Source organism: Flavobacterium sp. HBTb2-11-1 (assembly GCF_009826975.1).
In the GTDB taxonomy this organism is placed as follows: domain Bacteria; phylum Bacteroidota; class Bacteroidia; order Flavobacteriales; family Flavobacteriaceae; genus Flavobacterium.
This window is the reverse complement of record NZ_WUMO01000003.1, coordinates 129,853-155,152: the sequence shown is the minus strand read 5'-3', so window position 1 is coordinate 155,152 and position 25,300 is coordinate 129,853. Positions and strand designations below refer to the sequence as shown.

The window sequence follows — 25,300 nt, the reverse complement described above, 5'->3', positions numbered from 1 at the left end:
TAAAATATACTTTATCTATGAAATACAAAATATCTAACAGGTTTTAAAAACCTGTTAGGATATTCATAACTTTTTAATATTTAAACTTCTTCAAACTACTTTCCAATTGATTCTTCGAACCGCTGAAAGGCGTTAAATAAAAACTATACTGATAATTTCCAGACTTAATCTGATATTGTTCAATAGGCTGTGCTACAATCGTCCAGCTGTCGTTTCCTCCCACTCCCATTTGCATTAAATCGATGTTTAGCGTCAAAAATCCTGGATCTTTTAAATCATACGTATGGCCAGATGCACTTAAGTTTTCTTGTGTGTAAGGCCAAGCGCTCATACTTAAAACTTTGTCATCATTAACGACCACAAAACCTTCATTTTTCTGCGGAGTTGTTAATGCTATCCATCTAACATCACATCGGTTTCCGTTTTCCTGCGGTTTTGGATAATGTTCTATGAAATAATTAATTGGAAGCGAATATTTACCAACAAACGAACCAAAACTTCTGTCGCTGTAATTTTCCAATTCGCCTTTTCCGTACCATGAAATCTGGTCGAAACTTCTTTTAACCCCCATCCGCATTCCAATTTTTGGAATGTTTGGCAGTTTGTCTGATGCTTTTAAGCTGTAATCTACTTTTATAACTCCGTCTGGATTGATATTGTAAACCACATTTACGCTCGCACTGTCTTTTATAATTTCATAATCGCTTATCACTTTAATTTCAGAAGCCGATTTGTCGATTTTTACATTCACCAATTTTGGTTTCGCTTTATACCATTGTTTCAACAGCTTTTGCGATTTCCATCCGCGCTTGTCGTTGTCTGTCAGTGGTCTTACGAAATTAGGCAGCAATGGCGCAAAAACTTGCTCTTCTCCGTTGAAAACATACGAACTCAAAGCACCGTTTGTTTTTCCAATTGTAATATCAAAAGTTTTTCCTTTGATTATAAATTCAGAATCCGATTCAGAAACATTCAACGCTTCTTTTTTTGCATTTAAAACTAACGCTTCTTTCTTTTTCAGCTGAAATTGATCTTCGGCAACCACATATCCTTTTGAAGCCCAAAGTTCATCTGCTGAAAGCTGAAATTCAATATTTAAAAGATATTCAGCATCGCTTTTCATTTTTGGAAGATATGAGCTGATATCTAAACTTGTCAATTGTCCCGCTTCTACCTTTAATGGTTTTAAAATCTGATTTTTAATCACATTTCCGTTTTCTAAAACTTTTAAAACCGGAACATAACTTTCTAAAGATTTAACGGCACTGCGATTTTTGATTTCTAAAATATTTCCGTTTAAAGTCGAAATCGCTGGCTGATACACCCATTTATTCTCAAAAATCGAGCCTTTTGGCTTTCCGTAAGAATCAACAATTCCTTTTGTATTGAAGTTTCCGTCGTGGTATTTTTCGCCAAAATCTCCTCCATGTGCAAAATAATTCTGACCCGATCTTGAATCGAATTTCACGATTCCCTGATCTTTAAATTCCCAAATACAGCCACCGATAACTCTTGGAAGCGAACGGAATTCATCCCACAATTCTTTTAAATTTCCAACTGAATTCCCCATGGCATGAGAATATTCAACGAAAATAATCGGACGCGTATCTTTCTTTTGATCTACTAAAAATTTCGGTGTAAAAACGCCTGGATAAAAACGGCTAACCATATCAACATACGAATCATCTTGCGGGTTTTCGAATCTATACGCGTGATCAATTGTTTTTGGATATCTAGGATCAAGCGGATCAATATATCCGTCTAATTTCGCATTTCCTTGCGCTGGTTCGTAATGCACGGGACGCGTGATATCGAAATCGTGAACCCAACCCGACATTGCAGCGTGATTTGGTCCTTTTCCGCCTTCGTTACCCAAACTCCACATCACAATAGACGGATGGTTTTTATCGCGTTCTACCATTCTAATCATGCGCTCCATATAAGCATTTGTCCACTGTGGATCGTTGCTTAATTTACCGCCAATTCCGTGTGTTTCCTGATTCGCTTCATCCATTACCATGATTCCGTATTGATCGCATAATTCGTAGAAATAAGGATCGTTCGGATAATGGCTTGTACGTATAAAATTGAAATTGAATTTCTTAATCGTCGTAATATCTTGTTTGATGTCTTCTCTCGTAACAGCTTTTCCTCTTGTCGGATGATGATCGTGACGGTTCACGCCATACACATAGGTTTCTCTTCCGTTGATGAGCATTTTTCCGTTTTCTTTCGAAAATTCAATCGAACGGAACCCCACTTTACAGCTTTTGGCTTCGGTAACATTTCCGTTTTTATCTTTTATCGAAATAACCATCGTGTATAAATTCGGTTCTTCTGAACTCCATTTTTTAGGATTTTTAATGGTTTCCTGAAAGAATCCAAAACGAACATTATCCAGACGAGGATAACTTTCGTTAATTAAATCAATTACAGGTCTTTGAAGCGGTTCTTTGAACATTGCCGTATTATTGGCATCGTACAACTGAACATTCATCGTATAATCTTTGATTTTTTCTCCAGTAAGGTTTTCTACTTTTGGTCTCAGTTTGAAAATAGCGTCTTTGTATTCTTTGTCTAATTTCGTTTGTACAAAGAAATCCTGAATACGCAGTTTTGGCTCGGCCATAATGAAAACTTCACGCTGGATGCCGCTCATACGCCAATGATCCTGATCTTCTAAATAAGAACCATCTGTCCAGCGAATTACACGAACTGAAACTACATTTTCTCCTGCTTTTAAATAAGGCGTAATATCAAATTCTGACGGTAAAAAACTGTCTTCTCCGTATCCTAAAAACTCTCCGTTTAACCAAACTTCAAAACCTGAACTTACGGCACCGAAATGAAGCGTAACAGTCATATCTTTCCAATTTTCAGGAACGGTAAAACTTCTTTGATAAGAACCTACTCCGTTATAATCTTTAGGAATATAAGGCGGATTGATTGGTCGAAACGGATAAACGGCACTTTTGTAAATTGGATTATCATATCCTTTCATTTCCCAGTTGGAAGGCACTTCGATTTTATCCCAGCCTGAAACTTTGTTTTGGTAAAAGTCTTTTGAAGCTTCTTTTAAATTTACCGCGTATTTAAAATCCCAATCGCCAGTAAGCATTTGCATTCTGCTTTTGGTTCTGTCACCTTTTAATGCGTCTTCAACACTTGAATAAGAATATGAAGTCGCTCTTGACGGCTGTCTATTGATACTTGTAATTGTTGGATCTTCCCACGGAGCAAATTCGTATTTTTTATGCAATTCCGGAACTCCAGCTGGTTCTCCTGTTACGGATTGTCCCTGCGTGTAAGTTGTGAATAGTAAAATGTAAAATGTATACGTCAAAAATCGTAATCTGAAAAATGGATTATTATAATTTGATTTTGATGTAAACATTGCTTCTATATTGTATTTCATTATTATTTAATTCAATTGTCCCTACGGGACAAACAATAAATGCGTTAATATTTTTTTTCTACCGACGAGTGCCTCCTAACGGAGTCATTTCAGTTGGGAGTATAAAGTATTTCATAACTCATAACTCATAACTCATAACTCATAACTCATAACTCATAACTCATAACTCATAACTCATAACTATTTCTTAGCCTTTTTCTCAGGCGGTGCCACAAAATTCAATTTGCTTTTCCCTAAATCTTTAGACGTTGCAATGGCGATTCCTCTTTGTTCTGCTTTATTAACGGCACAGTAAAAATGATACACAACGCCATCATGTTTTACCACAAATGATTTATGCGCAAACAAATCATCGTAAGGTTCAGATGATTTAACTAAATCATCACCTTTCCAGTCCGTCCAGTTTACTAAGTCGTTTGAAACGGCAAAACGATTAAATGCGCCTTGATTCCAACCCGTCCAAAAAGCACCGAAATAAAACATCACCCAAGTATCATTAATACGCTGGATATAAGCATCTCCCGAAATTCCTTTATGATGGTTGATTAATGGTTTATCACCATAACGTTTCCAGGTTTTCATGTCGTTTGATACTGCCATAGCAATACGTTCTGCCCCTTTTGCAGGATGTATACTGTCTCCGCGGGCATTGTAGTACATAATAAAATTGTGTCCTGTAACTTTGTCTTTATCACGAATTACACTGTTTTTGTACATTGTACTATTATCCCACCACTTGGCGTCTTTGTCTTTTGGTGTCAAAACGGGATTTTCTAATCTTTGAAATTCATGCGGTTTTGTCGGCGCTTCTTTCGTATAAGCCATTCCGATTGACAAAACACCTGCTTCGTAACCTTTGCTGTCTCCACCAAAATAACTCATCCAGTATTTATCATCGTATTTTTCCCATTCGTAACTTCCACCCCAAGTCATATCTTGCAACGAAATATATCCAGCTTTTTGGTTGACATCCCAATGTTTTTCATTTTCTGAGAAGGACATTACTTTTCCTAGATGTTTCCAGTCTAATAAATTGTCACTTTCTGCTAACCAAGTTTCATAGCCTCTTCCATCATAAATTAAATAAGTCATATACCATTTTCCGTTTTTTCTAAAAACGCTTGGGCAATCCATTTTATATGAGTTGTCAGTAGGAACCATTACCAAACCGTATTTATAAGGCGTTTTTACTTCTTCGTAAATTTCCTGCATTACGCTGTCGGTAATTTCTCTTTTTTTGTATTTGGTTGCACAGCTGGTAATGGCAAGTGCTGAAATGGTTAGGATTAGATATTTAATTTTCATTTTTATATGTTTTTGCCACGAAGACACTAAGGCTCTAAGTTTTTTTTTGTTTGGGAACGATTTAATCTCGCAAAGTCGCAGAGTCGCAAAGTTTTTATTCTCTATATTCTATTTTCTATACTCTATTTTCTATATTCTAAAATCTTGCCTCTTGCATCTTTCTTCTTCCCCACTCTCTTCTACTTCTTCAACGCTTTTAATTTAGAATCCATCACATCTCTGTTCAACTTCACTTTTACCATTCCTGTTGGATGAAATCTTCTTTTTAAATCGATCGCATTGTATACTATTGTGTAAACGTCATTTCCTTCTGGGATTAGGCACAATGGAGTTCTCATAATATCCCACCATTTATCGACTTTAGTTTCTATTGGTAAATAATGTGCTTCTGCCCAATTAATGCCATCTGCAGATAACGAATACGCAATCATATTTGGTAAATGATGACCCCAGCCGTCTGGACCGCCGTCGAAAATCGCGATGTACATTCCGTTTGGCAATTGACTCACGATTGGATTTTCAACAAAAAGCGGATGCATGGTTTTAATGGGTTCCAAACCTTTATTCATTCTAAGCCACGGACCTTCCAAACTTTTGGATTCGGCTAAAGCTACAAACCAGCCTTTTCCTGATTTTTTCGGATAATCTGCCCATGAATTGAATGGATATGCACCGCTGTAAAATCCGAAATATTTATCTCCAACCTGATATGGAAAAAATGAAGCAACTCCTTGGCGACCTTCCCAAGGCTGAGAATCTAATCCAGGTTCCATAATAATTCCCATATCTTTATAAGGACCGCCAATTCCGTTGATTCCATCTACAGTCGATTCACAACGCCAAATTCTTCCAAATGAGTGATTGGGTTCTATTTCTTTACTAACCGTATATGCCAAATAATAACCGTACCATTTGTTTGCTTTTTCATTAAAAACTGGCATATACGACCAAATGGCAGCACGACGATCATTCATTGGGTTATCGTCTTCTGTTACAGCATACGTTCCGCTTGCTTGATAAATTGTCGATTCTCTTTTCCAGTGAATAGCATCTTTACTGGTCCAATGTCCGATTTTCGTTTTTACACGATCGTAATAATAATCAACGCCTTTTTCTCCTGCTCTTTCTGTTGGAAACATATGATACGTATCGCCCACCTTTACCACGCGTCCGCCTTCAAAACCTCCTTGGATTCCTTCTGTTCCTGGCATTCCTTCGTCAATAACGGGTTTGTTTTCTCCTCCGATAATTTCGAAAAGCGGTTTTTCATCTGAAAATCCTTCTACGATAAAAGTTGGATTCCATAGTTTTCCGTCTGGTAATTTTGCGTCTCTGGCATTCAATTTTTGGTCGATTTTCAAAACTCCCAAAAAAGCAAATAAACCCCTTTGATTGGGTAAAATGGTATGGGTTCCTTTTGTATAAGGAATCGCATAAACACTTAGTGGTGGTAAACCTGTAATAGTAACTCCGTTTTCAAGAATTTCATTATTATTGCCAATTTGATTCGCTTGAAGATATTCTGCGTTTTTATCTTGAAAAACGCCAATCAAAACCGTTACTGGCTCTTTGAATTTTAATTGTAATGGAGCATTAGTTCCGTTTTTACAGGCTTCTAAAGGAAGTTCAATCCCTGTTAACCCTTGTAATTCTGGGGCTAAACGAACTATATTGTGTTTGCTTCCCGAAAATACATGAGCGTATTGCGTGGTTTTGAACGTTTTGTATTTTGATTTTACAATTTCAAATGAGGCTGGTTTCCATGCGGTGGTTTGTGCTGTGGCTTGGATGCAGACAGCAATTAGCATTAGGAAAGCAGTTTTTAATTTGATGTTGTATTTTTTATTTTTTGAAAACATTGGTTTTTTATTTTTTATTGACTCTGAATTTCTTCAATCTTGTCATTTCGAGGAACGAGAAATCTTCGCGAGAAACTCTACAAAGATTGGCGACATTCTGTGAGGAGCTACTTGCGAAGATTTCTCCTTACGTCGAAATGACAAACTCAGCGTTATAAACTATCGGCTAATCACTCATAACTCATAATTCGTAACTCATAATTCATAACTTATAAAGCCTTATAACTCACTTTATACTCCACATTCGGTTTTACAATCAATTGATATTTATTTTTTGCTAATTCTGTAATCGTTCCAGAATTTGTTTTTGGTTTTGCTGAACTTTCAAAAATCAATTTTCCTTCTCCTTCGCCTGCTTTTACTTTGATTTCTTTGGTACTGCAATACACAGCAACTTCTCCGTTTGGGGTTGGCACTTTTCCTTCCATCCATTTTAAACCACCTAAGCTAGGTTTGATTTCGTATTCTGAATAACCTGGAGCAGTTGGTTTTACACCCAAATAATATTTTCCTAATAAGTAAATCGGACTTGCCCCCCAAGCGTGGCAAAGGCTTTTTCCATACGGACGGCCATACATCGTTAAATGCTCCGTTCCTTTTTTGTTCGGATTGTATTCTTCCCAGAAAGATGTTGCGCCTTCATTTAGCATTCCGCCCCAATACTCTTTCATTTCTTTTAAAACATAATTTTGTTCGCCCATTGCGCACAGGGCTTCCAACTCGTAAAAACGCATGTAAGGCGTTGTAATTTGAAGGACATCCTTATTAAGAAGTACTTTGTTTTTTACGCTCTGTTTTTGTTCTTCATTAAAATAATTGAAAAAAATACCGAACATATTGGCGTATCGGGTTACAATATTCTGCATTTTACCATCGATACGCTGGTGTTTCATCACATTTTCTTTTTTATCCCAAAAGACATCAAATAATTTCGTTTTTAAGTCATTTCCTAATTTCTGATATTGTTTTTGATCTTCGGTTTTACCAGCAATTTCAGCACTTACTGCCATTGCTTCAAGACTTCTTGCTAAAAGCATTTGCTCAAAACTCACTTCTCCTGTTTTTGGCAATCCGTCTGCCCAATCGATAAAAACCCAGTCACCTTCTAACGGTTCAAGAAATCCGTTTTTGTTTCTTCTTTCTAAACAGAAATCCATCAAAGATTTCATTCTTGGATAAAAAGTTTTGATGAATTTCGTATCGCCTGTGTGTAAGTAGTAATCGTAAACTCCAACAAACCAATACAGCGAATAATCCATGATGATATTTACGTGAGCCGTTACAGGATCTTTTCCGCGAAGTGCTAAAAGGGTTCTTTCTACAGAAGCCGAATCGAAGAACAAATAATAGTTCATTAAATAACTTTGATAAGCATCGCCAGACCAAACCCAACGGTCACGTTTGATTCCGTCAATAAAAAATTCGCGAGAGGTTAAATGCATCGTGTAAGCCGACACATCCCAAATTTTATTCAATTGCTCATCTGAAGATTTGAATGCACCACGATAGTCCAATGGCAAATATTCATATAGCATCGAAATTGAATCGTATTTTACACCTGCATCTGCCTGAACCTGAACATAACGAAAAGCTTTTGAACCGTCATGTGTGTAAGTTTCTGGCTGTTTACCGTCAAAAGATAAATGGTCTAAAGTTTCACATTTCGCAGAATCCAACGCTTCTTCGCGAGATTCACCATAATAAAGTGCAACTTTACCCTTTCCTTTTAAACCGTGAATTTTAATATAACCGAAAGTTTCTTTTCCAAAATCTATCAGCTGGCCCGCTCCTATTTTATCTGTTTTTTTTGCACTCAAAGATTTGGTTGCTAATTTAAATCCTGAAGGTTTATTTTCTGGTGAATTAAAATTCCAAGAGCCAACCGGAACCCACGGTGTACCAGATTGCTGTGCTTTTCCAGTTTCATCAATCCAAAGTTTATCTTCGTTCGTTACTTTCCATGATGCATCAGATTTAACGTATTGACCAGAAATATAAATAGCCGGCAATACTTCCTGATTGTAAACTTTAAACGAAATTTTATGTTTTCCATCAGGAATTGCAATTGATTTTGGCTGTCCATAAATTTGAACGCCATCTAAAAGCAATTGAAAAGGTCCTTCAGAGAAGATTTTTACTTGGTCTGGTTTTGGAATGTCAACTTCGGTTTGAAAAGTCACCAAAGCATACGGACTGTAATACTGCCAAAGCGGAGGAAATACTGCTTCGCGTTCTGTGCGTCTTACCTGCATTTTATTGCTTAGCCAAACTTCAAAATCGCCTGGATACCAAATCCATGTCGCTTCTTTTGACTTTTCCTGTGCAGATGATAATGAACATGAAAAAAGGGCAGCAAAAAGAAGTAAAGTCTTAAAAATGGAAAAGCGGTTTAGCATAGTAAGTTAATTTTGGGACTAAAGTTAAGTGTTCTTGTCACATTTCACACCCTGCACTATCCTGCTATTTCATAAAAAACAGTACTTTTTGATAATTTTTTAAGGGAAAAATTATGAGTTATCACTTTTTTATTATTAAAAAAAATGATGTTACAATTTTATGGGACACGGATGAGAAGGATTCGCTATCACGAAGACGCGGATGAAAACGGATTTTTTCTTTTTTACTATCAATAGCTTTGTTAAAGTTTTGAAATTAAGAATATAAAAAACTTTTATAAGAGCTTAAATTTAAAGTCAGCTTTCGCATTTTTGTCATTTCAACGAAGGAGACCCTAGCGATAGCGAACAGGCGCAGCAAATCTTCGCAAGTAACTCCGCAACGAAAGCCCAATCTTTGTCGAGCTTCTCGTGGAGATTTCTCCTTCGTCGAAATGACAATGATTCTGGTAATTTTAGAAAAAACTAAAAGAAAAAATCTGTGCAAATCCGCGTCTTTACGAAGTAAATCCGTTTTATCTGCGTTCTAAAGTTTACAATTTAAGCAGATAATTTATCGTTTTCATTTTCATCTTCTAAAATATAATTAGAAGGCGTTTTGCCTAAATGCTTTTTGAACATATAAATAAAAGCGCTTGTGTTTTCGTAACCTAAATTGAAAGCGATTTCTTTAATGGATTGTTTTTCACTAAGTCGTTTTATGGCCTCCAATAATTTTAAACGAGTACGCCATTCGCTGAAGTTCATTCCGAGTTCTTTAATGAATAAGCGCGATAAAGTTCTACTGCTCATAAACGATAGTTCGGCGTAATAATCAATGGTGTTTTTGCTGGCGATATCTTCCATTATAAGTTCGACTACTTTTTGCAATCTTTCGTGATTAGTTGTTGGCAGAAAAGTAGCGCTTGGTTCAATTAAAGCTAGTTCATCCAGAAAAACCGATATGATTCTGTGTTGCGGAGGAGTTAAATTTCCGCCAACTCCAAAAGAAATAATCTTGAAAACCAATTGTTTTAAAAACATCGGAATATCAAAAGAAAAACTTTTTTCTGGCAATCCTGCCATTGCAGAAGGATCGATAAAAACGCTATAATAGTTCACGTCTTTCTGAAAAGTAACCTGATGCTCTACTCCGCCCGGAAGCCACAAACCCTGCAACGGATTCACCACCCAAATATGATTGCCCACCACAACGTTCATTACGCCACGAGTTGCATAAATCAGCTGACCTCTTGGGTGCGAGTGCGAAACACACATTTCGTTGGTTACCATTTCGGTATAACCAATAACAGGAATCGATGGATCTACTCTGTATCCATGTTCCTGCGCCATTCGATATGTCCGAATCTGATTATTCATTGTCCAAATATAGCAATTTTGACATTCTAATTTGTTTCAATTTTGTAAAAAATTAATACAGCTGTAATTTTTAAAAATACCATTAACCTAAAAAACACTCATGGAAACCGTTAAAGTACAACCAGAAGTAATTAAAAAAACAACGTATTCGATACTTTTTATAATCAGCTTTTCGCATTTAATTAATGACCTTTTGCAAGCTGTAGTTCCGTCTATTTACCCGCTTATTAAAGACAATTTTGGACTGAGCTTTAGTCAGATCGGAATCATCACTTTTACATACCAAATCGTAGCTTCAATCCTGCAGCCATTTGTGGGAATGTATACCGATAAAAATTCTAAACCCTATTCATTAATTGTTGGAATGTGTTTTACAATGACTGGATTATTTCTGGTTTCTATTGCAACCAGTTTTATTTTCTTATTGTTATCAGTAAGTTTAATCGGAATCGGATCTTCGATTTTTCATCCTGAATCTTCACGTGTGGCGCATTTGGCTTCGGGCGGTAAAAAGGGATTGGCGCAGTCTATTTTTCAGTTAGGAGGAAATGCAGGAAGTGCCATAGGACCTTTGTTAGCTGCTTTTATTATCATTCCTAATGGACAATCTTATGTGGCTTGGTTTTGTATTATTGCTTTAATTGGGGTTTTTACTCTGTACAGAATAGCGATTTGGTACACGGCACATTTATCTGAAAGAAATGCCAATAAAGCGGCTCATAAAATTGAAACGCATCATTTATCTAAAAACCGTGTAATTGCTTCACTGATTATCTTATTGGTTTTGATTTTTTCTAAATACTTCTACATGAGCAGTATTACGAGTTATTACACTTTCTTTTTGATTGATAAATTCCACATTTCTATTCAGCAGTCGCAAGTGTATTTATTCTTATTTTCTGGAGCTGTTGCTGCTGGAACTTTAATTGGAGGGCCAATTGGCGACCGTTTTGGAAGAAAATATGTGATCTGGGTTTCTATTCTTGGAGTTGCTCCGTTTACGTTAATGTTGCCTTACGTTTCTCTATTCTGGGTTGGAACTTTATCTGTAATTATCGGATTGATTCTTTCTTCGGCTTTCTCTGCCATTCTGGTTTATGCAACGGAATTAATGCCTGGAAAGGTCGGACTTGTAGCAGGTCTTTTCTTCGGATTTGCTTTCGGAATGGGAGGATTAGGTTCTGCTGTTTTAGGAAAAATCGCCGATGCAACGAGTATAGAATATGTATTTAAAATTTGTGCATTCCTGCCTTTAATTGGTGTTATTACTGGATTTTTACCAAATATTGAAGGTAGAAAAAAGGATTAATTTTTAGAGATTTGCCACGAAGTCACTAAGACACAAAGTCTTTTAAATATTCAATTGCGTCCAGCTTTAGCTGGATGATAGATTAATACAAAAGCTGAAAAGGCTTTTCTATTCTTGCTAAATACCTCCAGTTGAAACTGGAGGCAATTCATAAAAAAACAGATAGCTTTCAATCTAGAAAACTATCTGTTTTTTATTTATAATCCTTTTCAAAACATAGCCCAAGGTTTCAACCTCGGCTATGTTGAATTTCTTTGCTAAAAGAACTTAATTAAATCTCGCAAAGTCGCTAAGCCCTAATTCTAAGAGAAATAAACCTTGCGATTTCGCGACTTTGGAAGCAATTTCAAATTTCTTTGAATAATTAATGAAAATTGAAAATTAAATATAAAACAAAGATTGTCAGTCCTAATAAACCAAATAATACTTTTACCTTTTTACTAGTCTTAGGAATATCAGTTTCATCTGAAACATTAACCTCAGGATTTTTATCTATTAAAGAAATAATCACTGCAGCAATTAAAAGCACAGCAAAAATGTAAAACGAAATCAATAAGAAGTGAGGCCAAACAGGGTACTTATCCGCAGGGAAAATCCATAGATATAAAACCCCAACAAACAAACTAAAAGCAGAACCCCAAGAAAGCGTTGCATTTACAGCTTTTTTAGTAGTGCGTTTCCAGAAGACACTCAAAAGGAAAACAACAGATAACGAAGGCGCCAGGAAACCTAAAACTGCCTGAAAAATGTTGAATAAATTCTGTCCTTTGATATTGTCAATCGCAACGGCAATTAGAATCGCAAATATGCATCCGGCAGCAATTGTTAAACGACCAATTTTAATCTGATCCTGAATCGTCGCTGTCGGATTGATTTTCTTTACATAAATATCATTCGTAAAAACGGTGCTCAAGGCATTTAACGAAGAACCAATTGTTCCCACCAAAACAGCTATCATCACACAAATTACCAAACCGTTCATTCCGCTTGGAAAAAGGTTCGTAACCATGGTCATATAAGCTAAGTCTGAATTACTTCCTAATTCTGGATATAAGGCATAACACAAAATTCCTGGTAAAATAAATAACGGAAGCGCCATAACTTTTAACCATCCAATAAAGTTGACGCCCAATTGTCCCTGTTCTAAGTTTTTAGCTCCTAAAACACTTTGCACCATCGATTGATCCGTACAGAAAAAAGCAACTGCCGCTACAGGATATCCTAACAAAATTGCTGGCCATGGATAATGTGCATCATCAGAAGGACGAACTAAATTCCAAAAATTAGAGGGCGTTTTGGCAATTAAAACATCAATTCCGCCAAGTTTTTGCAAACCTAAAAAGGAAAGCGTTAATGAAACTACGATCAGCAAAATCATCTGAAAAACATTGACTTTAGCAATCGCTTTTAATCCTCCCACAAAAGTAAAAATTCCAGAAAAAATTACTAAAACCGTAACGCTCTGCCACATCGGAATTCCCAGAATCTGACGCACTAAAACGCCTCCGCTGAATAATCCTAAAGAAAGCCAGCTCACCAGAATTTTAACCAAAGCATACCAAGCCAAAATATTCTGTGTGCTATCTCCATAGCGTTTTCCCATATATTCGGGCATTGTGCTTACTTTACTCGCAATATAACGCGGTGCAAAAACCATTGCCAAAAGCAATAAAAACACAAAAGCATACCATTCGAAGTTTCCTGCTACAATTCCTGTAGCGTAACCAATACTCGCAAAAGCTAATAATGACGACGGTCCAACATTGGTTCCCCACATATTAAAACCGATGCTGTACCAGTTTAATGAATTTCCAGCCAAAAAAAGCGTTTCGTCTTTCTTTCGCTGCTTGACACTTACCACATAACCAATGATTAATAATGCGACCAAATAACCAGCCACAATTACAAAATCAAGTGTTGTTAATTTATCGTAGATACTGTTCATAGCCCGTATTCGTTAAGAATATCGGCAATTTTAACCGGTATTCCAGTTTGCAGCGATTTGTCCATTGCCTGAAGCAAAGCCACAGTTCCAATTCCTTCTTCCATGTTTGGATAGGCTTCGAAATTCTGTTCGATACTGTCTACAAAATATTCTAAATAGTTCTGATATTCTCCGCCGTGATGACTTTGTCCTTCAAAACGGAAATAATATTTTAAAGTGCTGTCGCCCCAAGTAATTACTTTTTCTTCGCCAGTTTTATCCGTAACTGCATAACGCAATTCATGATAATCGGCTTGACTTGCTCCTTCTGTTGCTCTTAAAATAGTACTCATGCCGCTATCGCGTTGCGCTGGCTGGGTTGGTGAAGTATAAACACCGCTTACACGCGCAATTCTTCCATCAGTCGCTTTGAAGATGAAGTGCATCGTATCCTCATTTTTCAATCCTGCTGATTGTCCGTTAGCGCTAATCATTCCGTAACCCATTACTTCCTGAATGTTTGGAAGATACCATCTGATGAAATCTACAGGATGACTCAAACCTCCGTACAACCATTTAAATGACTGTAAAAGCGACCATTCTTTCTTTAAAAACCATCTGTGATCGGCGTGGTACTGTGCTTCAATCGTGATTAAATCTCCTATTAAACCTGCTTCGTAATCAGCTCTTTGTCTTTTTGCTGGTTCGAAGAAACGTGAGCTTTGTCCAATGAAAACTTTTTTTCCTGTCGATTTGCTTAGTTCTAACAATTCTTTGGCATCAGAAAGGTCATCAATAAACGGTTTTGTACAAACGACATGTTTTCCACTTAATAAAGCTTGTTTTACGTGTTGTGCGTGAAGATGATCAGGCGTATAAATCGCGATAATATCAATTGATGCGTCGTTTAGTAAATCGTCGTAATTGGTTGTGTAAGAATGAAAATTGAATTCTTTTGCTCTCTGCTTGCAGATTTCTTCATTTCTGTCGCACACTTTTACAAGTTCTAATTTTGAACTTTCCAAAGCCGCCGACATGGTGCTTCGTCCTTCTCCAAGTCCCAGAATGGCTATTTTTAACATGGGTTGTGGTTATTTTAGATTGTTGATTTTAGATTTTAGATTTTAGATTTTTTTTGAAATCTTCTTTGGGGTAGTTTTATTCACGCAGATTAAGCAGATCGAGCAGATTTTCTTTTTTCTTGATTCTCCACTACGATCTTTCTTCTTGCTTCTTTTCTCTTTTATTTCTTCTCTTCGACATTCACTTTATTCAAGAAAATCCAGGTTTCATCTGGTTTTGTGCCGTCGATGCCACTTTGGTATTTTTTCATTAAAGCATTCCAATCGTCTACGCGAGGGTTGTTTTGTGTTGTTTTCGGATTTAGCTTATCCAGATTTTCTCCTTTCGGAATACTGATGACCAAGATTAATTGTCTGTCTTTTTTGAAAACCTGCAATTGCTGAAAATCGGCGTTACAGAAACCTTTTGCTACTTCTGGCCATTTTTCGAATTGCGTTTTGTGATATTCTACATATTCTTTCTGCAGTTTTTCGTCAGCAGGAAGATTTGCTGTTAAAACCACATTTTCCCAATCTGATGCTGGTTTTGAATCTTTACATCTTTCAAAATTCTGGAAATCATAAACCAAATCGTCGTAGATTTTTATTTCTAAAGAAGGAAAAGCACCCGCCAGTTTTCGTTTTGTTCTTTCTGGCTGATTCATTTTTCCGTAAATCACCAGATGATTTTTCCATTGGTACAGCTCCTGACCTACAATTCTGAATCCAACTAAAGTCGATTTGATTTTTTCGATATCAAAATCAGAACCAATCAATTCTATTGCATAAGGTTTTGGCATTTCCTGCAATCCCCATTTTTCGTCGATTACAACTTCTTTTTCGAGATCTTTGTAAGGCGCTCTAATTCCCGCAGCCTCTTTAATTTTAGTGCTTACATACGGATCGTTATGTTCCCAAATATTTCCTTTTGGACCGTTATGGTTTTTAAGGATTTTCTTTTCTGCAATCCAGTTATTTTTAATTGTAAAACCTTCACTTCCTTCATCGGTATACAAATACAGCCATAAAAACGGATCGTGCGCATACGGACTGTTGTAAACCTTGTCAATATAATTTTCTTCAATTCGGCTGTTTGGCTGAGCCGAAAGCGTGTAAATTCCTGAAACATCATGCAAGTGTTTAGCATAATGATGAATTTTATTCGCCAGAATTTTATTGTTCTGCATCACATTTGGCGTGTGTGTCCAACCCCAACCCATTGCGATTCCTGAATAGGATACATCTGAAATTTCGTTATGTTCAATCGTAATATTTCTAACGAAACCCGCACTGATTCCCAAAGTTCCCCAATCTTCATTGGTTACATTCGTTATTAAATTATCTGAAATCACTTCATCAGAGCACATTTCTCTTTCGTCTTTTATGATTAAAGGCAAATGCGCTTCAAAAGCTTCCTCAGAGAAAATGCCAACGTTAATGGCACTTCCGCCAATATCTTTAAATAAATTTCCTTTTACCGTATTGTGATTGGTTCCTTTATTTAAATCCAAACCAGTCGAAGCCAAGTGCTCAAAACGGCACGATTCAAACTGAATATTATTCGAATAATTGACTTCAACGGCTGCACGAGGTCTTCCTATCCAAGCCTGATTTTCTAAATTCGCCTGATTTGGAGTTCCTGGCTGTTTCAATTTGTAAGCATCCAGCAAATACAAACCTGACTGTAATGGCACGTGACCTTGTTGCGATGGACGAAGCCAGTTGCTGTATTGAAACGAAATTCCTTTAAATTGAAAATGATGCACAGGAGAATCAATTGTTCCTTTTACTTCTACAAGATTTTCTAAAACGGGAGCTGTAACGGTAACCGAATTCATTTCTTCGCCAGCTCTTGGAATATAATAGATTTTAGCATTTCTCTTATCCAAATACCATTCTCCAGGCTCATTTAAAAGCGAAAAAGCATTGTTTAAGAAATAGGCTGAATTTCCGTTGTTTTTAGAAATCCACGGTGCTGGCCACGGATGTTCACTTTGAATACGGCTTTCTGGTTCTTCAAACGAAAGTTTAGCACTGTCTTTTTTAACTTCTATATTTTTGATACGCAAATTAGCATTCGACCACCATTGCACAATAAACATTTCCATTCCCGGTTCAAACTTAACCGATTTATCTTTAAACGGAATCCAACAAGTTTGCTCTTCATGATTCCAAGACAGAATCCGCTCCATTGTAGTTCCAGCAGTATTTTTAGCTCTTACGGCTTTTTTACCATTTACCCATAATTGTCTGTAATCGATAATGCTTCCTGCTTTTTTAGGAGCATCCGCAACCCATACAGCACCTTTTTTTAGTCCGTTTATGACAGTTGTCGATTTTGTCCAGTTTTTAATTTCGATTCCACCGCTGATAATGGGTCTTGCGTTTGAATCGGCTTCAATTGTTGTCGGACTTTCTGCTGTTCCAGAATCTTCAGGTCTTACGAATAAAGGCTCGTTTAAATAATACATTCCGTTCATTACAATGATACGAATTCCACCTTTTATCGATGGATCTTTTAGTCGGCGGAGTTCTCTCGCTTTTCGCATCGCCATGTGAACCGTTGCCAGCGGACTTTCTTTTGTTCCCGAGTTTTTATCATTTCCTTTCGGGGAAACCCAAATTTCAGCCGCACTCATAGAAAACGAACCGCAGAGGATTAAAAAGAAGCTCAGGATTTTAGTAAATGAATTTAAACGCATTATTTAATATTTTGATTTTTTTTCTGGGTAAAAATTATAAGGCAGTCAATTTTAAGCATACATAATTTATAAATAAATGTGTTTTTAAAATTTTTACCAAATAATTCGTCCAATTTACTTGAACATAAAGTTATATCTATCCTGTACCCTCCTGTTTAGTTGGTTTTATTAGCTACGAATTCACGAATTTTATTTTTAAAATCTTTGCTATTATTTATTCTAATTAATTCGAATAATATTTTTAGATAAAGTATTAAAAAGAAAATTCGTGAATTCGTGGATATTTTTTAAACTTTTTTAATAGATTTGTGTAATCGATTACATTTAACTATTATTATTTATGTGAGCAGTTATTTTTCACATCGATAAAATAACACCAAAAAATTACTAACGATGAAAACCAACCGATTAAATCTTCTTTTTCTTGCAATGGCAATTATGCTTTGTCTGAGTTTGCAAAATGCAAATGCTCAAAGCACCTCTTACGATACTTATGCCAATGTCGAATTCAAAATGCCTAAAGTTAACGAACCTATAATTCCTGCTAATACAGTAAATCTAAAAGACTTTGGAGCAGTAAATGGCGGTTACGTTTTAAACACAAAAGCTTTTGCAGATGCTATTGATGCGCTTTCTAAGAAAGGCGGTGGAAAATTGATTATTCCACTTGGAATTTGGCTTACAGGACCGATAATTTTGAAAAGCAATATCGAACTTCACGCTCAAACTGGAGCTTTAATCAAATTTTCTACAGATAAATCTTTATATCCGATTATCGAAACTAGTTTTGAAGGTTTAAATACTTGGCGTTGCATCTCTCCTATTTACGGTAAAAACTTAGAAAACATTGCTTTTACAGGAAACGGGGTTTGGGATGGTTCTGGTGAAGCTTGGAGACAGGTTAAAAAAAGCAAACTGACAGACGAACAATGGAAGAAATTTGTAGCTTCAGGAGGAGTTTTAAACGAAAAGAAAGACAGCTGGTATCCTTCAGAACAATATTTAAAAGGAGCAAAAGGCGCAGATCAAAACGTGCGTCATGATTTAAAAACAAAAGAAGATTTTGAAGCCATTCACGATTTTCTTCGTCCAGTTTTGGTGAGCATTCAAAACAGCAAAAGAGTACTATTTGACGGTCCTGTTTTCCAAAACTCTCCTGCGTGGAATATCCATCCTTTATTAATTGAAGATTTGATTGTTAGAAATATAACCGTTCGTAATCCGTGGTTCTCTCAAAATGGTGACGGTCTTGATGTAGAATCATGCAAAAACGTTGTGATTGAAAATTCAAGTTTTGATGTGGGTGACGATGCGATTTGCATAAAATCTGGAAAAGACAAAGACGGACGCGACAGAGGTGTTCCCTGCGAAAATATCATTGTGAAAAATAATATTGTGTATCACGGCCACGGCGGTGTTACGGTTGGAAGTGAAATGTCTGGCGGTGTAAAAAATCTGCACGTTTCGAACTGTACTTTTATGGGAACAGATGTCGGTCTTCGTTTTAAAAGTACTCGCGGACGTGGCGGTGTAGTAGAAAACATTTATATCTCAGACGTATTTATGACTGATATTCCGTCTCAGGCGATTTCATTTGATTTGTATTATGGTGGAAAATCAATAGCTGAAACTTTAGCTGAAGGTGGAAATACGGTAAGCACAAAAGCAATTCCCGTAAACGAAGAAACGCCTCAGTTTAAAAATATCGTGATCAAAAACATTACCATTAAAGGCGCTCAGCAAGCAGTATTTTTACAAGGTCTTCCTGAAATGAATTTAGAAAATATTGAAATCACAAACCTAATTGCTAAAACACAAAAGGGTTTTTCTATAATTGATGCAAACGGAATTAAAATCAGCAACGCACAATTGGATATTGAAGCCAAAAACGCTTTCGAAATTTACAATACTAAAAACCTTTCGCTAAAAAATATCGAGTTTAATGCTTCTTCTTCAAATGCGATTACCATTAATGGTGAAGCGAGCAAGAATATCGATTTAAGTGGTTCTTCGGTAAATTTTTCGAAGACGACGACTATTGATAAAAATGTATCTAAGAAAACGGTTAAATTCTAGAATCAATTTTCAAATATAGCACGTAGTTGAAACCACGGGCTATGTTTTTTGTGTCATTTTTGATAATAGGCCAAAGGCCTCAAAGCATCACCATAGGGCAACGCCCTATGAATTGATATAGACCAGAGCACAGCAAAAGCCCTGAAAGGGCGTAAGCAATAATCGCCATGTAATTGCTTACGCCCTTTCAGGGCTTTGTTACGTATGTCTATTTGCTGTCACTGGGCATTGCCCAGTGTTCATGATGTGAGCCTTTCAGGCTCTTACAATCTATGAGCGAACTCACAAGTCACAAGTCACAATTCACAACTCACAACTCATAACTCATAACTCATAAAACCCATTCGCATTCTCAAACCAAATCTTATTCTGGTCATCAATCGAAAATTCAGCAATATAATCTTCCAAAGTTTTCACCACTTCATGATAATCAGAAGCTACATTAAGAACCGGCCAGTCTGATCCGTACATCAATTTATCTGCTGAAAAATTTTCAAAAATCACATCTAAATACGGTTTTAAATCTTCTGATTTCCAGTTTTTCCAGTCGGCTTCTGTGACCATTCCGGAGATTTTGCACCAAACATTTTCATATTTTGCGATTTCTTCGATTCCTTTTTTCCAAGAATCAATACTTCCTGATTTAATATCTGGTTTCGCAATATGATCAATTACAAAACGCTGTTCTGTAAAATCTTTAACCAAACGTATTGCAGCCGGAAGCTGTCTGTGGAAAATTAATATATCGTAAGTATAATTAAATGGTTTTAAAGCTTTGATTCCTCTCCTGAATTCTGCTCCATCCATAAAATCATCCGCTTCGCCTTGAACTACATGTCTAAACCCTTTTAGTTTTTTTTGATCTGAAAAGAATTGCAAACGTCCCTCGATATTTTCATTTCTCAAATCGATCCATCCTACGACTCCTTTTATAAAATCATTTTTAGAAGCTAAATCCAATAAAAAATGGGTTTCTTCTTCCGATTGGCTTGCTTGAACCGCAACACAACCTTCAAACTGATTTTCTTTTAATATTGGTTCTAAATCTTCAGGAAGAAAATCTCTTTGGATTACCGCCATGGTTTCATCAATCCAGCTGTCTCGAACGGGGTCAAACTTCCAAAAATGCTGATGGGAATCTATTCTTTTACTCATAACTTTTTAATTAACATCGCTGATTAATGCACGATCTAAATGTACGTAACCTCCATCCACAAAAACAAATTGTCCTGTAGTATGCGACGATTTTTCTGAAATGATGAAAAGTGCCGTATCTGCAATTTCTTCTGTTTTGGTCATTCTTCCTTCAAACGGAATGCTTTTGTTGATTTTCTTTAAAACCGTTTCACCATCAGGCAATGTTTTAATCCAATCTTCGTAGGCCGGTGTGTAACTTTCTGCAATAATAATTGCATTCGAGCGAATTCCATACTGAATCAAATCGACAGCCCATTCTCTGGTTAATCCCAAAACTCCACCTTTCGCAGCAGCGTAACCAGAAGTTCCACCCTGCCCTGTTAAAGCGACTTTTGAACCAATATTTAGAATATTTCCTTTGGATTCCTTTAAATATGGAAGCGAATATTTAGCCAATAAAAAGTAACTAACAACATTCAGTTTCAAAGAATTCATAAAATCCTCGTAGCTTGAATCTATTCCTGCTCCGTCATTTACGCCCACATTATTGATTATAGCGTCAATTCTCCCATATTTAGCTCCAATTACTTTTACAGCATTTTCCATTGCCACAGGATCGGTTACATCAGTCTGCACAAATAATGAATTAACGCCTCTTTTTTGAAGTTTTTCCACGTATTCGAAACCTCTTGCGTTTCTATCAACTAAAACTGGGATTGCACCTTCATCAGCCAATCTATTAACAATAGTTTCTCCTATACTGCCTTCTTTTCCAGCCGAACCAGAAACAACAACTATTTTATTTTTTAAGTTTAAATCCATTTCTTTTTTATGTTAGATGTTATTTGTGAGATGTGAAATGTTTATTCTTTTGTAAAACGTAAAAGTGAGATGTAAAAAGTACATCACCTAATTTAATTATAGCTCCTTATAATAAATTTTATTTTTCACATCTCACATTTCACATTTCACATATTACTTTTCACTTTTCACAAATTAATCAATTTCAATTAAAGCTTTGATCACATTATTTTTAGGATCAATCAAGTTTCCAAAATCAGTTATCATTTCATCAAAACTAGTTCTGTGTGTGATGTATTTTTTAGGATCTATTTTTCCTTCTTTCAAACATTTCATCACATATTCGAAATCTTCAATTGTCGCATTTCTACTGCTCATTAAAGTCGATTCTCTTTTGTGGAAATCAGGATGACTGAAACTTAATTCGCCTTTTTGAAGTCCAACCAAAACGAATCTTCCGCCATGCGAAATATAATTGAAAGCGCTGTTCATTACTTTCTGGTTTCCAGTCGCATCAATTACCACATTTGCCATATCGCCATTGGTCAATTCAGCCAATTTTGCAGCAACATCATCATTTAACGGATTAATCGTTTCATCTGCGTGCAATTGTTCTTTACAGAAATTCAATCTGTAATCGTTGATATCCATTACAATAACCTTAGCTCCAGCAATTTTAGCAAACTGGATCAAACCAATTCCGATTGGGCCTGCTCCCATTACCAAAACGGTATCTGTTGGTTTTACAGCAGCCCTTCTAACACCATGCGCTGCAATTGCTAAAGGCTCCACCAAAGCCAATTCATCATAATCTAAACCTTGTCCGTGCAGTAAATATTGTTCTGGAATCGAAACGTATTCTGCCATTCCGCCATCAATATGCACTCCAAAAACTTTAATATTTACACAGCAGTTTGTTAATCCGTTTCTGCAGGCAACACATTTTCCACAGTTAAAATATGGAATAAAAGTCACTTTATCACCTGGTTTAAAGCCTGGAGCATTTCCTTTTACATATTCTGCGGCCAATTCGTGGCCCAAAATTCTTGGATATTCAAAATAAGGCTGAGTGCCACCAAAAGCGTGGATATCTGTTCCACAGATACCAATTCTTTTAATTTTCAATAAAACTTGACCTTCTTTTTGTTCTGGAATACTGGTTTCTTTTAATAGAAATTCCTGCGGTTTTTCGCAAACAATATATTTCATTTTATACTTTCTTTAATTTTATTTTGATAAGCAATTGCTTCTGTTTACTTGTTTCCAAAATGGCAATTCTTCATTTAGAAATTTAAAATTCTTCAAAAAGAACACAGCAAAACCAATAAATGTGAAAATTACAATTACAAAAATACCTTTTAAAAATTAATATCCGAGATATATTTTATTTTCACTCTATTAAAATAACTAAACTTTAAATTTTTATAACATTTTTTAAATGGTTTGTAAAAATTACATCAATAACTATCAATTTGTGTAAAAAAATTTCTTTAAAAAGAAGGGATTTCTTGCCCATTAAAATCTTATTCCTACTTTTGTAATTGTATTTTCTACATTTATTAATTCAATCGATTACATTACCCAAAACTTTTAGATAAAAATGATAAAATTAAAAGGCATAACTTGGAACCATACAAGAGGTTTGCTTCCGATGGTTGCGACATCGCAGCGTTTTACTGAATTACATCCTGAAGTTGAAATTTCTTGGGAGAAAAGGAGCTTACAAGAATTTGCCGATGCTTCAATTGAAGACCTAGCCAAAAGGTTTGATTTATTGGTAATCGATCATCCTTGGACAGGTTTTGGAGCGCAAACCAAAACGATCCTTCCGTTATCTGATCATTTACCTCCAGCATATATTAAAGACCTAGAAATTAATACCGTTGGAAAATCATACGGAAGTTATGTTTTTCACGATAAATTATGGGCGTTGCCAATTGATGCAGCAACTCCTGTTGCCTCTGCCCGATTAGACCTTTTGGAAAAGAATAATTTAGAAGTTCCAAAAACTTACGACGATTTATTGGCTTTAGCTAAAAAAGGTTTAGTGGCTTTTGCTGGAATACCAGTTGACGTATTGATGAGTTTTTATATGTTTTGCTGTAGTTTGGGTGAAGCTCCTTTTCTTTCTGAAGAAAAAGTGATTTCTGAAGCTACTGGAATCAAAGCGCTTCAAATGTTTAGAGAGTTGGCTCAATTGATTGATCCTGCTAACTTTAATTGTAACCCAATTCAAGTTTACGAAGCTATGGTCAATTCAGACGAAATTGCGTATTGCCCATTTGCTTATGGCTATTCTAACTATTCCCGCATTGGCTACAGTAAAAACCTTTTACATTTTTATGATTTAGTTCGTTTGAATGACAATCCAATGATTTCTTCTCTAGGAGGAACTGGTTTGGCTGTTTCTTCCTTCAGCGAACATAGTGAAACCGCCATAAAATATGCTGAATTTACTTGTTCTTCACAAGTGCAGCAGAATATTTATACGGATAACGGCGGTCAACCGGGACATTTGCAAGCTTGGAAAAGCGAGAGAATTAATGGTGTAACGCATGATTATTTCAAAAATACACTTCCTGCGTTAGAGCGTGCTTTCCTTCGTCCAAGATATTACGGACACATGTATTTCCAAGATCATGCAGGAGATGTGGTTCGCAATTATTTGATGAATGGCGGAGACGAATTAAAAGCATTGGAGGAAATGAATTCGCTTTACGCAGAATCTCAAAAAATACAAACCGTATGAGGCCTTTAGAAGGATTAATTGTTCTGGAATTCTGCCAGTTTTTGGCAGGACCTTCGGCTGGATTAAAACTGGCTGATTTGGGCGCACGCGTTATCAAAATTGAGCGGCCAATAAAAGGCGAAGCATGCAGGCAATTGAGCATTAAAGATTTATTTGTTGACGACAGCAGTTTGCTTTTTCATACAATTAATAGAAATAAAGAATCTTTTGCAGCCGATTTAAAAAATCCTGACGATTTGGTTTTGATTAAAAAACTAATCCAAAAGGCTGATATTATGACTCATAATTTCAGACCCGGAGTTATGGAGAAAATCGGTTTAGATTTTGAAAATACTTTAGCTATAAATCCGCAGATTATTTACGGAACCATTACAGGTTACGGAAATGAAGGTCCGTGGGCCAAAAAACCAGGACAAGATTTACTATTGCAATCCCTTTCTGGATTAAGCTGGCTGAGCGGCTGCAAAAGTCAAGGACCAGTGCCTTTCGGATTGGCTGTAGCCGATTTAATGTGCGGCAATCATTTTGTACAAGGTATTCTGGCAGCACTTTTAAAAAGAGACAAAACTAAAAAAGGAGTTTTGGTAGAAGTCAGTTTATTAGAATCTATTCTCGATGTGCAATTTGAAGCGATAACTTCTTTCCTAAACGATGGCGGTCAATTGCCTGAACGTGGCGATATAAAAGGAAGCGCACATGCTTTTCTGAGCGCCCCTTACGGAGTTTATCAAACGCAAGACGGCTATTTATCTCTTGCGATGGGCGATTTAATTTTCATTGGAAAAACGTTAGGATTGGATTTAAACGCTTTCGCGAACAAACATTTGTGGTTTGAAAAAAGAGATGAAATCAGAACCATTTTGAGCGATAGAATTCAAACCCAAACTTCTGATTATTGGATTGAAATCTTGCAAAAAGAAAGCATTTGGTGCGGCAAAGTTCTCAATTACGAAGAATTGGATAATCAGCCTTTTGTGAATGAATTACAGCTGAAGCAAACTGTAAAAAATACCGAAGGAGAAAGTTTGGTTACAACCAGAAGTCCGATTCAAATAGACGGCGAAATTTTGCTTAGCGAAAAAGCAGCGCCAAAAGTGGGGCAGGATAATTTAAAAATACACGAAGAGTTTATTCGCTAGATTGTTGAATCGTTTATTTGTTTAATCGTTTAATCGAATTAAACAAATAAACGAATTGACAGTTAAAT

Annotated in this window: 15 protein-coding genes; 4 read left to right on the top strand and 11 right to left on the bottom strand. The window is 36.2% G+C overall.

Translation table 11 applies throughout. The annotated features are described in order from the left end of the window. Nucleotides 1-73: 73 nt before the first annotated feature. The 5 genes from GR162_RS08040 to GR162_RS08020 all read right to left on the bottom strand — a co-directional run bounded on the left by GR162_RS08040 (nucleotide 74) and on the right by GR162_RS08020 (nucleotide 10,334). Nucleotides 74-3,415, bottom strand: a complete 3,342-nt coding sequence (locus GR162_RS08040) for a glycoside hydrolase family 2 TIM barrel-domain containing protein (RefSeq protein ID WP_237421329.1) — start codon at nucleotides 3,413-3,415, stop codon at nucleotides 74-76. Between the two features lie 180 nt (nucleotides 3,416-3,595). After that, nucleotides 3,596-4,720: a glycosylase gene (locus GR162_RS08035; RefSeq protein ID WP_160781697.1), complete on the bottom strand. Its 1,125-nt coding sequence runs from the start codon at nucleotides 4,718-4,720 to the stop codon at nucleotides 3,596-3,598. A gap of 179 nt (nucleotides 4,721-4,899) precedes the next feature. Further along, nucleotides 4,900-6,579 (bottom strand): hypothetical protein, encoded by a 1,680-nt coding sequence (locus GR162_RS08030; RefSeq protein ID WP_160781696.1) that lies wholly within the window; start codon nucleotides 6,577-6,579, stop codon nucleotides 4,900-4,902. A 209-nt stretch (nucleotides 6,580-6,788) separates the two neighbouring features. After that, on the bottom strand, nucleotides 6,789-8,975 hold the full coding sequence (locus GR162_RS08025) for an alpha-rhamnosidase (RefSeq protein ID WP_160781695.1): 2,187 nt from the start codon (nucleotides 8,973-8,975) through the stop codon (nucleotides 6,789-6,791). 540 nt (nucleotides 8,976-9,515) lie between these two features. Further along, nucleotides 9,516-10,334 (bottom strand): helix-turn-helix domain-containing protein, encoded by an 819-nt coding sequence (locus tag GR162_RS08020; RefSeq protein ID WP_237421328.1) that lies wholly within the window; start codon nucleotides 10,332-10,334, stop codon nucleotides 9,516-9,518. 100 nt (nucleotides 10,335-10,434) lie between these two features. Between GR162_RS08020 and GR162_RS08015 the strand changes: the two genes are divergently transcribed. Next, entirely contained in the window at nucleotides 10,435-11,643 is a 1,209-nt protein-coding gene (locus GR162_RS08015; RefSeq protein ID WP_160781694.1) for an MFS transporter, read from the top strand. 364 nt (nucleotides 11,644-12,007) lie between these two features. Here the strand turns inward: GR162_RS08015 and GR162_RS08010 are convergent, their stop codons facing one another. From GR162_RS08010 to GR162_RS08000, 3 genes are all read right to left on the bottom strand, one after another. Beyond that, nucleotides 12,008-13,588 (bottom strand): sodium:solute symporter, encoded by a 1,581-nt coding sequence (locus GR162_RS08010; protein WP_160781693.1) that lies wholly within the window; start codon nucleotides 13,586-13,588, stop codon nucleotides 12,008-12,010. Then, complete coding sequence (locus tag GR162_RS08005; RefSeq protein WP_160781692.1) at nucleotides 13,585-14,649, bottom strand: Gfo/Idh/MocA family protein; 1,065 nt, start codon at nucleotides 14,647-14,649, stop codon at nucleotides 13,585-13,587. The genes GR162_RS08010 and GR162_RS08005 overlap by 4 nt, the downstream gene beginning before the upstream one ends. A 161-nt stretch (nucleotides 14,650-14,810) precedes the next feature. Further along, the gene (locus tag GR162_RS08000; protein WP_160781691.1) at nucleotides 14,811-17,330 is read right to left on the bottom strand and encodes a right-handed parallel beta-helix repeat-containing protein; all 2,520 of its coding nucleotides are present in this window, start codon (nucleotides 17,328-17,330) and stop codon (nucleotides 14,811-14,813) included. 393 nt (nucleotides 17,331-17,723) lie between these two features. Here GR162_RS08000 and GR162_RS07995 point away from each other — a divergent pair, with 393 nt between their 5' ends. Continuing rightward, the gene (locus GR162_RS07995; protein ID WP_160781690.1) at nucleotides 17,724-19,406 is read left to right on the top strand and encodes a glycoside hydrolase family 28 protein; all 1,683 of its coding nucleotides are present in this window, start codon (nucleotides 17,724-17,726) and stop codon (nucleotides 19,404-19,406) included. Nucleotides 19,407-19,730: 324 nt separating this feature from the next. Here GR162_RS07995 and GR162_RS07990 read toward each other — a convergent pair whose 3' ends face one another. The 3 genes from GR162_RS07990 to GR162_RS07980 form a co-directional block, all read right to left on the bottom strand. Then, nucleotides 19,731-20,561, bottom strand: coding sequence for an amidohydrolase (locus GR162_RS07990; RefSeq protein WP_160781689.1), 831 nt, complete (start codon nucleotides 20,559-20,561; stop codon nucleotides 19,731-19,733). Between the two features lie 6 nt (nucleotides 20,562-20,567). Beyond that, complete coding sequence (locus tag GR162_RS07985) at nucleotides 20,568-21,365, bottom strand: SDR family oxidoreductase (protein WP_160781688.1); 798 nt, start codon at nucleotides 21,363-21,365, stop codon at nucleotides 20,568-20,570. A gap of 174 nt (nucleotides 21,366-21,539) precedes the next feature. Next, entirely contained in the window at nucleotides 21,540-22,553 is a 1,014-nt protein-coding gene (locus tag GR162_RS07980; RefSeq protein ID WP_160781687.1) for a zinc-binding alcohol dehydrogenase family protein, read from the bottom strand. Nucleotides 22,554-22,944: 391 nt separating this feature from the next. Between GR162_RS07980 and GR162_RS07975 the strand changes: the two genes are divergently transcribed. Both GR162_RS07975 and GR162_RS07970 read left to right on the top strand, forming a co-directional pair. After that, on the top strand, nucleotides 22,945-24,093 hold the full coding sequence (locus tag GR162_RS07975; protein WP_160781686.1) for an ABC transporter substrate-binding protein: 1,149 nt from the start codon (nucleotides 22,945-22,947) through the stop codon (nucleotides 24,091-24,093). Further along, on the top strand, nucleotides 24,090-25,232 hold the full coding sequence (locus GR162_RS07970) for a CaiB/BaiF CoA-transferase family protein (protein WP_160781685.1): 1,143 nt from the start codon (nucleotides 24,090-24,092) through the stop codon (nucleotides 25,230-25,232). The genes GR162_RS07975 and GR162_RS07970 overlap by 4 nt, the downstream gene beginning before the upstream one ends. Nucleotides 25,233-25,300 lie beyond the last annotated feature (68 nt).